Source organism: Bacillus sp. AFS023182, assembly GCF_002560575.1.
Classification (GTDB): domain Bacteria; phylum Bacillota; class Bacilli; order Bacillales; family Bacillaceae_G; genus Bacillus_A; species Bacillus_A arachidis.
Genome location: NZ_NTRO01000070.1, coordinates 1 through 10,625, shown reverse-complemented (window position 1 = coordinate 10,625; position 10,625 = coordinate 1). Strand labels below are relative to the sequence as shown.

At 32.0% G+C, this 10,625-nt stretch carries 12 protein-coding genes; 2 read left to right on the top strand and 10 right to left on the bottom strand.

What is annotated here, in order from left to right:
- Positions 1-118: 118 nt before the first annotated feature.
- From CN288_RS23555 to CN288_RS23515, 7 genes are all read right to left on the bottom strand, one after another.
- Positions 119-415, bottom strand: coding sequence for a hypothetical protein (locus tag CN288_RS23555; protein WP_098303230.1), 297 nt, complete (start codon positions 413-415; stop codon positions 119-121).
- Between the two features lie 474 nt (positions 416-889).
- The gene (locus tag CN288_RS23550; RefSeq protein WP_141528003.1) at positions 890-1,159 is read right to left on the bottom strand and encodes a hypothetical protein; all 270 of its coding nucleotides are present in this window, start codon (positions 1,157-1,159) and stop codon (positions 890-892) included.
- Between the two features lie 75 nt (positions 1,160-1,234).
- Positions 1,235-1,966, bottom strand: a complete 732-nt coding sequence (locus CN288_RS29035; RefSeq protein WP_176527725.1) for a hypothetical protein — start codon at positions 1,964-1,966, stop codon at positions 1,235-1,237.
- A 542-nt stretch (positions 1,967-2,508) separates the two neighbouring features.
- Entirely contained in the window at positions 2,509-3,165 is a 657-nt protein-coding gene (locus CN288_RS23535; RefSeq protein ID WP_098303228.1) for a MarR family transcriptional regulator, read from the bottom strand.
- 221 nt (positions 3,166-3,386) lie between these two features.
- Positions 3,387-4,841 carry a plasmid recombination protein gene (locus CN288_RS23530; protein ID WP_098303227.1) on the bottom strand — a complete coding sequence of 485 codons (1,455 nt, stop codon included), beginning with the start codon at positions 4,839-4,841 and terminating at the stop codon, positions 3,387-3,389.
- Positions 4,842-5,243: 402 nt separating this feature from the next.
- Positions 5,244-5,618 carry a hypothetical protein gene (locus tag CN288_RS29030; RefSeq protein WP_176527727.1) on the bottom strand — a complete coding sequence of 125 codons (375 nt, stop codon included), beginning with the start codon at positions 5,616-5,618 and terminating at the stop codon, positions 5,244-5,246.
- A 37-nt stretch (positions 5,619-5,655) separates the two neighbouring features.
- Positions 5,656-5,964: a hypothetical protein gene (locus tag CN288_RS23515; RefSeq protein ID WP_098303226.1), complete on the bottom strand. Its 309-nt coding sequence runs from the start codon at positions 5,962-5,964 to the stop codon at positions 5,656-5,658.
- 729 nt (positions 5,965-6,693) lie between these two features.
- On the opposite strand from CN288_RS23515, the gene CN288_RS23505 reads away from it, so the two are divergent.
- Positions 6,694-7,086, top strand: a complete 393-nt coding sequence (locus CN288_RS23505; RefSeq protein WP_176527726.1) for a helix-turn-helix domain-containing protein — start codon at positions 6,694-6,696, stop codon at positions 7,084-7,086.
- A gap of 265 nt (positions 7,087-7,351) precedes the next feature.
- Here CN288_RS23505 and CN288_RS23500 read toward each other — a convergent pair whose 3' ends face one another.
- The 3 genes from CN288_RS23500 to CN288_RS23490 all read right to left on the bottom strand — a co-directional run bounded on the left by CN288_RS23500 (position 7,352) and on the right by CN288_RS23490 (position 10,046).
- Positions 7,352-8,302, bottom strand: a complete 951-nt coding sequence (locus CN288_RS23500) for a nucleoside hydrolase (protein ID WP_098303224.1) — start codon at positions 8,300-8,302, stop codon at positions 7,352-7,354.
- 238 nt (positions 8,303-8,540) lie between these two features.
- Entirely contained in the window at positions 8,541-9,149 is a 609-nt protein-coding gene (locus CN288_RS23495; protein ID WP_098303223.1) for a DUF3967 domain-containing protein, read from the bottom strand.
- Between the two features lie 288 nt (positions 9,150-9,437).
- Complete coding sequence (locus tag CN288_RS23490; protein WP_098303222.1) at positions 9,438-10,046, bottom strand: TetR/AcrR family transcriptional regulator; 609 nt, start codon at positions 10,044-10,046, stop codon at positions 9,438-9,440.
- A gap of 128 nt (positions 10,047-10,174) precedes the next feature.
- Between CN288_RS23490 and CN288_RS23485 the strand changes: the two genes are divergently transcribed.
- Complete coding sequence (locus tag CN288_RS23485) at positions 10,175-10,576, top strand: hypothetical protein (RefSeq protein WP_098303221.1); 402 nt, start codon at positions 10,175-10,177, stop codon at positions 10,574-10,576.
- The last annotated feature ends 49 nt before the right edge of the window (positions 10,577-10,625 follow it).

Below are 10,625 nucleotides of genomic sequence, written 5' to 3'. Positions count from 1 at the left end.
GGATCTTCAATTGAAGATCCACGGGAATTATGTAAATGAGCTATCCATATGGACAGCTTATTTTATTTTTTGCTTAGCGTGTTTTTTTCCAAAATGCTGGCGAGACCCCATAATGAACTTAATTTTGGGGGGATTTTTCAAAATAGAAACCTGTCCCATTTGCTTGTGGAACAAATCCTTCTTGAACTGACCCATTTTCCACCATGTCTTGTTCTTCTGATGTTATAACAGTGATAACATCTTTCTCTTCTGCTATTGCATCTTCTCTTTGATCTTGTTCTTCTTTAGTAACATGTTTGTATTGATCTCCATCAGTCTGTGCAAATACCTTTGTACCTTGAAAATCTTTTACAAATCCGATTGATGATACTAAAGCACCTGAAAAAACAATAGATAATACTAATTTTCTTTTCATAAATAAACCTCCTAATATTTTTAACTTTTTCCATACTCTTACTGTAAATCTAAATAAAATAATACAGTATATTATCAAAAAATACTGTTATAAAGGGGAATTTTTAAGTTCTCCTTGTTTTTGGTCTGTTCGGCTTGGCGAAAGCTCAAAACCAGCCGAATTTCAGAATGCAATGAAGGAAAGGTGGAGATTTTTTGAGTGGGTTTCTTAAAAAATACTACCTGACCATTGTATGGAGAAAAGCCCTACTAGGAGATATAGAAAGAGACAGGCTAAAAATCTTGATAAATAAGGCTTTTTAAAAAGCAAATCTAACATAGCTTATGATACATATTTGTTACATCTTGTAACAAATTATCGTTTACACTTTTTATTGTAACCTTTTTATATTTTCCTACATATACAAAAATACCCAAAACAAACAAGCCTCTCAGATAAGCTAAGAGACTTGTTAAAACGTATATATCGTTTTAATTATTTTTCTACACTTGTTTTTTTTACAAAAAACAATGAATAGATTAAAAAGAAAAAACTGATTCCAAATATAATTCCACCTAATAATTGAATGTTACTCACATAATTATTTAAAATCATATTATAAGTTACTATATCTGTATCTCCACCCATTTTTTGTACCCATGAATGAATACATAATTCGGCTAAATCTATACTTTTTAAAATTAAAATTATTCCGACCAATGATAAAAATATCAAAACCATGAAACATAATTTATTATGTTTCAAATATATCCCTCCTTTTTCTTTTATGTATTATTAGAATAAAAAAAAGAACTCTTGATAACAAGAGTTCTTTTTTTATTAACGATATGTGACAAAACATATACCTACTGGTCTTAATGCCGTACCAGTTCCAACCTTGCTATCACTAAACCAACCATCTTCCCATACTTCAAAACGATATCCATTATATTCAGCATATGCTCTTATTTCAGCATATTTTCCATATGTATCTATCGTATTACTTTGAGTAACAGAATACTCTGCCGTAACACTAAACCCAACACCAGCTGAAACAGCACTTGCACTAATACCAACATTAGCATTCCATGTTGCTGCAACCTTCCCTGAAAAGCTTAAAGTCAAAGATCCAGAGTTTCCACTTACTTTTTTCAAAATAGAACTTCCACAAGCTTCTGTATAACTTTTATTTTTGACATATAACGTGCCTGGTGCTAAATCTTGAAAATTATTAGTTTTATTCTCAACTTGAGATAAAACTCTTACAAAAGTAATTTCAGTTGGAGTACGCCCTAAAGGTTTTTCAAAGTTGCTCTCATTTACAAATTTTTCAACAAGGTTTGTATTTGTAATTTTAATAGTCTCAGTATTATTCTCAACTGATACAGTTCTTTCAAAATCATTAGAAGAAATATTATTTAGTAATTTATCACAACTATTTATTTCATTTTTAAAACTAGATGGAAGATTAGATACACTTTCTGCATAACCTACTATAGAAGTCTGTAATACAAAAATTAAACAAACAAAAAATGGGATAACTTTAAAAAATGCATTTCTTTTCTTGTTCACAATATCACTCCTTTAAAAAGTCCGACAATTAAATGATACGGTATTCTAAATTAAATATTACATATTTTCCCAAATAAACGATAACTCCCCTTGTTTTTGGGTGTGAATGCTGGCTAGTCGTGTGGGGGCTAAACCCCACATAACGTTGAATTATATGGTAAAAGAACAATACTTTGAACGAAAGCACTAGCGGTTCGGCGGGTACAATTGCTAGTCCAAGTCGTGCTACCTAAATTCTCGTTTTTGGTATGTTCGGCTTGGCGACATGCCTATACCTGCCGAAAAAAGTTTTGCAAGAATGGAGCGAAGCGAAAAAGGTGGAGATTTTTTGAGTGGGGTTCTCAAAAAATACTACCTGTTCCTTGCGGAACTTTTAGCCTTATATATAAGAGTGAGAAGAGCAAAGTGAAGAAAGTCAGTAATAACAAGGGTTTATAAGACATGAGGTGTTAATTTTTTTTAACACCTGTGTTAATTTTTTTTAACACCTATAAAATGGAAAATCATATATAAAAAAAGATGTCAATATAAAAATTGACATCTTAAAATAAATAAATTGGTAGTTTATGTTTTCTCCTATTACCTTCAATTTTGATATTACGTAAAGCTTTTGAAAAAATTTGTTGAGTCGCTCTATCAATATCGTCTTTAGGTGAATTACATAATATATTAGGATTAACAAACCAAGTCCTTGCTGAACAAGTTCTTCCATCTTCAGTTATTACACCAGTTTCTGCAACTCCTAAAACTCCTTTTTCAAGCAATTCATTCATCAATTTTGAAATAGAAGTCCTTGTTTTCCCTAATTTCTTAGATAAATAACTAGGAGATGCTGCATTCGGTTTTATATCATCATCTTCATTTTTTTCAACAATAACATTTGATTTAAATTCTAGAAATCTTGAAATATCAAATAAAAATGCCTTTTCCGGTTGAGTTAAATAGCCAATTTCACATAAATAATCAATATTCTCTGTAATCATTTGCACAAATCTCACCCGATCCGTAGGTTTTTTCTTTTTACCAATGAAGTATTCTTCTCCACCAGACATTTTACTCAATACTTGTAGCATCATGGCTCTTTCTTCTTTAGAAAGTCCACCACTATTTTCAAGTTTTTCATAAATACTATCAATCTTACTATCTCTTACTTTTGCCTTTTTTTCAGCTTGTACAAGATCAATATTTTTCTTTGTCATATCTAAGTTAATTCCTCCTTAATTGAGGGAATCAACAAAAATACCTATTTTTTGCTATTTGATTATAAATCAAATTATGATAATCTATAACCAGATAAATGAGTTTTAGGTATTTTCGTAGGATACCCTTTAAAAAGAGTCATGTTTGCCGCATGCCTCTTTTTTTCATTCTATCACGTTTTCAATAACCTTAAAGATGAAAACAAAGTTTCCCTATTTTTTTACCTTTCCATATCTAATCCACGATGTCTATTGGTTTCTCTCTTATGTTCCTGTTCAAAATGATTATCTATTCCCTTATTATCCAATTTATTTTTCACAAACCCTCTAAACGACTCAAATCGGTCTTTAAAGATCTTTTTCGTCTCTTGATATAAAACCCTTATATTTGCCTGTAAGTCCTTTATATGGGCTTTTAACGAACTTATTTCTCTATTTAATACACCAACTTCTTTTTGCAACTGACTTTTTTCTTGTTTCAATGTTCGATTTTCTTCCATCCACCCCTCCGCATGTACTTTTAAACTCTCATTCTCTTTCACAAAATCTGTTTTTTTCAAACGTTCATAATCCTTTTTGATAGTAACCGCTGCATTCACTTGTTTTGTTAATTTTTGATATTGTTCTGGTGATAACACATAATTTCTTGTCTGTTTCTTTGTGATTTCAGCTTTCCCAAACATTTTATCCTGTACTTCTGTTATTACTTCTTTACGCAAAAATGGAATTTTAACAGGTTCATTTGGTACTTGATTCGCAACACTATCCAATTCTTTTTGCTGCTGTTTCACCTTTTTTTCTAACTCTATATATCGCTGATTAATCAGCTGTAACTTTTCACTTTCACTTTTTACTTGTTGTTCCACTTCTTCTAACTCTTTGTATTTATCAGCTACATGTATTTTTACCATCTGTAATTCATTTACTTTTTCTTCAGCATATTGCATATGATGGTCAAAAACTTCTAACTGCATTTCTTTTTCATATATTTGATACTCAACGGTTGATTTCATTTCAGCATATTCTTTGTACTGACGGACTTTCATGTACTTGTGTGACCCTACATTTGCTCTCTCAAAATCAGGAATATGCTCTTTTGCTAATTCCTCAATATAAGCCGTTTCTAATGTTCTCCAGTTTGCAATTAACTCCGTCCCTTTTCCTTTTACGCCTTGTTGTTGCAAGGCTCTATCCATTCCGACACGCCTCGTTAATCCTCGACTACTTTCGAAATTCGGTACATAATTAATATGTAAATGCGGATTTGCTTCATCATCATGTAAAACCATGTTATAAACTGCTAGATTTGGATTTCGCTCTTGAAACGCCTCAGCGTACTGTTTTAGCGCTTCCTTTTTAGCTTCCCTATACTTTGGGTCGTCTTTGCCTTCCCCAATCGCTACAACGAGTTCTCGTTGCTCATGTGTCTTTTCATCTTTACGTATTTTTTCGTAATAGTCCTTAATCTTACGGTCATTCCGTTTTTGTTTCTCGTTATACTTGTCCACGGCTTCTTGAAAGACATCCTTGTATACACTTCGGATGTCCTCTTGAACAAAATAGATATTCTCGTCTAACCTGGATGGATCGATGCCGGGATTCCCATAAATGTTTTCCCTGTTATTATGGCTTAATGAACTTTGGTGAGATTGATTAAATGAAATAGAGAACAACATAAAGTACCACCACTTTCCCTAGATTAATTGATACCATAAGTCTAGCAAAGCGACGAAATGGAGTCAATTAATGTAACCCTATACGTATTTTGACGCTAAAGCATCAAAATCAATAGGGGTCTGCGACGCTTTTCGGCTACGCCGAGCCATGCTTAGCATGGCAAATGCAAACCTTGGGCTTTGCCCAAACCCACTGGGGAACTCTTCCCCAGACCCCCTTCTATCCAACTCCCCAACCCCTCAATCCTTGAGGGGCTCCCTCGCCAGTTGGCAGGCCAAAACGATGGACGTTTTGGATCTACAAGAGGGTCGCATAGTAAGTATATCAACTCCTTATCCTCCCGCTCCCTTTCGGGCTCGGTCCGGTACCGTTGACATACCCGTTATAACTACCACTTATCCTTATCTTTTATAAGTACATATTTTATCTATCTCTGAAAAATAGACTTTTAATTGATTTTTATCTTCAACCATTTTTTGCTTTTGAGTAAAAGAGTTCCCATAATCAATCATAATCCACTTATTCCCCAATGAATTGTATGTACCTAAATGTTTATATTCATCTGATAATTTTTGAGTATACATATCTACTATTAATATTTTTGTCTCTGCTTTTGTCTTGGGATTGACTTCAATTTTTTCTTTAAACTCATAAGAGATTGGACAATTTTTATCGTTATCTACTAATCTCCACTTCCCACTTAATTGTTTATCACCACACCCAGATAGTAAAAAACTAGAAATAAGTAGGAGAATTATCGGTTTTATTTTTTGCATTTATATAATTCCCCTTATTTTTAAAATGATATTTCTTTTATTCTCTTTTCATTTTTTTTATTGCATACTGATATAATCGCTCATTAAACTCTTTATCATATTTAAAGAATTGACTTTCATTGTTATAACGTTCTGCAACTTCTTTTAACAATAAAACATCATGTTCTGGAATAACATATTCATTAGTTATTATAATTGGTTGAGCAGGTTTAACCCTTACCCCTAACGATGTCAATTTACAAAATTGTGGTACAGATATATCTCTCATTTTTGCTAGTATTTCAAGCCTTTTATACTGTTCTTCATTTACTGTAAACTTCACTTGAATCATCTTTTCTTTGTCCATTTTCGTGCTCCTTCCCCTTACCTTTTAGTACATTATCTACGTACCAATTTTGTACTTAATTATTGTTCTTATTCGTACTTATACAATGTACTAAATGGTTCAGTTAAATTATACCATTTAGTACCATTTAATTCCATAAATATAAATATCAATTTTAATTTTACATAAAATCTCATTTTCCACTTCGATACCATTATTCATTTTTATCTATAAGAGGTATCGTCATATGCAACATTGCATATGAAAATATATTGTTATAAATGTAAGCGCTTACTATAATAAAAGCATAAAGATAAATCACATCTTAGCAACAACATAAAAGGAGGAAATAATATGGAAATCGCAATGGCAGTTTTAAAATTTGTAGGTGGAGTACTTCCAATGGTTCAAGAACTTTTAAAAGCATTTATGTAAGTTTACTATTTAGCAATTATTTATAGAAATTATCATACAAATGATCTGTATATTAAAAGTAAATTGATTTGCAGATCATTTGTGTGAGCAAAGTCCCTTTAAGCATTATTAAGGGACTTTTTTGTTATTACTGAAAATAAACTTTTACATATTTATTTACGTTCAATAAAAAATCCCACATTAATAAGCTTCTATCATCTCTCAAGCAGTATATCAACTAGTAGTTGGGACATTTCTACTATTAATCACATGTTTATTTGGCACTATTAATCTTATAATTTATATATAAAACTATTTATGGAGGTAGATATTAAAATGCTAATATCTGATAAATTAAAAACACTTAGAAAAGATTACGGGTATTCTCAAGAACAAATAGCAAATAAGCTTCATATTTCTTCTCAAGCTGTTTCAAAGTGGGAAACAGGTAAAAGTTACCCAGATATATTAAACCTAATCAAATTAAGTGAAATCTACCAAATAACTTTAGATGAATTAATTAAAGAAGATGTTCATCTTCAAAAAAAACTAAGTAATGGAGAAAGTAAGTGGAAAATATTCGGACATACTTTATTACTTATATTAGGTATATTACTAATTTCAGGTAACATCTATTTGTATTATCAAGACAAAATAAATTGGTACTCTCTTATTGTAGGAATATTATTTTTTATAGATGGAATTATAGGCCTATTTAAGAAAAAATAATCAATAAAAAGCTTATATAAGCTTTTTATTGATTATTTTTTGAAGAAATTCGAAAGTAAACTTTTGAATATTAGTTTACTTTCATTTTCCCTTAAACATTAAATCCAAACCAATCCCCCTGTTATCGTCAAAAACAACAACAAAAGTATACATTCAAAACATGACAAACAAAGAAATTAGAACATCTATTAACAAAAAAGAAAAAGCTATATCCATACTAGCTTTTTTACATGATTCCCGTTATCTGAAGTTTACTTAGGATATGTTACAGTCTCTTCCTTAAAAATGTTTCCATGATATCTCTCTTAAAACTTTCGTAATTGAACTGAAAAGCCACATTATGTGTTTTATAACCCGGATTTGTCACAAAACGAAAATCTGCAATACTTTGACCGAATCCTTCTCCTTGATCAGGAATTACTTTGATAGGTACTTTTGAAAGAAGAACTGCATCTGGGTTCAACAAATACCACATTGTTACAAAATCATGCATAGGACTTCCCCCTATACCAGGATTCGATTTAGAGTAGAAATTATAGTAGTAGTCTAACATGGGCTTAATAATAAGCCCTGCAAGGTCCTGTGTATTACGATGAAACGCGTCGATTTGTTGGACCATTTCGGGTGTAACAATTGCGTGTTGGGTGACGTTTAACGGAATAATTGTCAAATTCTTTGCATGCTGCAGAATTAAGTTTGCTGCATAAGGATCTGCATAAAAGTTAGCTTCAGCCACAGCAGTCACGTTTCCAGGATAAAAAAAAGCTCCTCCCATACAAATGTATTCATTTACGTTCCGCATTGTTTCTAAATTTAGGACAAATGCCGTCGCCAACGATGAGAGCCTTCCCAAATTGATAATTATGAGATCATCTAAATTAGAATCTATAATCCGATAAATATCATTGATAGGGTAAATCGGATAAGAAATCTCAGGTGGGATGATAGGTCCTAATCCCACTTTCCCATGCACTTCAGGAAAATACTGGACCAATATGCCCGTTAAAGGTACAGAAGCACCCAGAAATACAGGTATCTCTTCTTTCCCCCCAATATACTTTAAATAGTTAATATTTCTTATAACATTCTCTCTTGATACATTTCCATAATCAGCTACAATCCCTACAAGTTGAATATCTTTACGAAAAAAGGTATACAGAACAGCAAAGGCATCATCAATTCCTAAATCTGTAAACAGAAGAACCTTTTTTACCATATATCCTCCCCCAAAAGCAATAGAATCGTAATTTCATTGAGCCTGTACTATATATATTTCATGTGTTCCTGAATAGTACGTTCTGGTTATCATTCACTGCATGCATCCTATATGTTTTTACACTTAATTTTTTTTTTGCATATCCTCTACATATGAACTTAACATAACACCACTTATCGGTAGTATCCAAAAAAGCTTAGAGTTCTCATATGACTCTAAGCTTTACTTTTGTAAAAGATTATTTCCAAAACTCATACCATTTCTTATCTTTACTTGCGGCAATCATCTTCTTAACTTCCTGGACTTCTCTTATTGTTTGCATAAGCATTTCATCACGCCCTTGGTTCTTCGCCACATCCTCGCTAGAATTTGTCGCTATAAGTACCTGGGATTCTTGTATCGTTTGTATAGCGCTCAATAATTCTGATTCTCTTTGTGCAAATCGCTGGTCTTGTTCAATTAAACGTTTGCTTAATTCTTGTAGTAATTCATTTTGCTTTTCAATGACCCCGTTTTGATCTTGAAGCATCGTCTGTAGCGTTGTAGCGTTGAAATCCGGTTCTTCATAGCGCTCAATTTCGTGTCGCTCTAATGGCAATATCTCAACGCCTTGATGCCATGATACTATTTGTTTTGTGGCGTTTTCTAATGTCATATCTGTGTCGTTCTTTAGGTTGATAACCTTACGAAACACCATTACATCACTTTCTCTATACTTCCTATGCCCACGTTCATTCTTTATGAAAGTATAACCCTCTTTTTCTAGTACATCAGCATACTTACGTAATGTACTAGATTGGATACCTAATTGCTCTGCCACTTCGCCAGGACTATATAACGTCTTCATAGCGTCTCACCTCAAAAATATATTCGCTATAGCAATGATATACCCTTTTTCTTAATAATTCACGTATCACTTGTTTCAAATTCTTTTTTATTTATACAAGATTTTATGCAAAAAAAGAATAGCGAGGATCCCTAGAATCCTCGCTATATCAACGATGTATAAAATCCTGTATACCAAATAAGCAGACAAAAAAAGAAGAATCCCTATACATACAAGAGTTCTATCAAAATAGTTGCTACCGATAATTGTGCGTTATGTTAACTTTACATGTATAGAGTATTCATAATCTTATTCATCTTTTTTATTAGGTTCTTGGACTTGGAGTAATTCAACAAAAACACTTAGCATGTCCTGTATTTGAATTCGATTATCAACAAAATGTTGCAAATTAAACCCATTAAAAAGAGCCATTCCAGCTGTTGCTAAGGTTCTGGCATCCAATGAACTTCCGATAATACCTTCATTTTTCATTTCTTGAATAAAATGTGTAGTAAACGTCCTCCATTCTTCCATCTGAAGAATAAGTATCTCTTTTATCTGTGGTAATTCATTCGAAATCATACATCCTTGAAGAAGCATGGGAGAAGACCCCTTTTCATAAGCCTCATTCACCAAACGCATGCTATGTTTTTTAAATTTATTTAGTAAATCTCGATTTTTTTCATTAAGAGCTTCTTTTAAATCTTCAAAATAAAAATCAATACCTTCTTTTATCAGCTTCAGTAAAAATTCTTCTTTGTTAGGAAAATGAGCATAGAAAGCACCTTTAGAATAACCAGCGTATTTTACAATCTGATCAATGCTTGTACTAGAATAACCTTGCTTAGAAAACAATTCAATTCCTGATTGCATTAATTTATTAATTGTATCTTCTGATTGTTTCTGATGATAATTCACTATAGCAACCCCCTTTTTTAAAGAAACTGAATATTTAATTAATCCTAACACATTCCTCAGCATATAATACATTAATTAATACCAACTAGTTGGTATTTAAAAATAATACTTATAAAGGGGATGGTTAAATGACATTATCTCAAGGGATTATAAAGAAATGGCTGTTAATATTTGTTTTATGTTTTTCAATGTTTTTTGTATTTTTTCCACAATCTAAAGCAGATGCTGCTTCATCTTCTACCGTATTAGATGGTTACGGAACTGTAAGTTCAGCCCCAATTTATATTACCTCTCCGTATCAAAAATTAAATTTTCAAGCTATCAATTATCGTAGTGCAGATGTAAAAATGTGGGTTAAGAATGACACTACAGGAGGAGTCCTTTTTTCCAAAACTTTGTGGAGTGAAGGAAGTCGTGTTGACCCTCGTAATCCACCTTATACAAACCTTAAAAATGGAAAATACCGTATATACTTACAATGCGACAGCTTAGCACCATGCTATGCATCTGCAAAAATTTACACTCAATAATTTTAAAATAAATATCTTTCATTTAAAATAAAAGGATCTTCAATTGAAG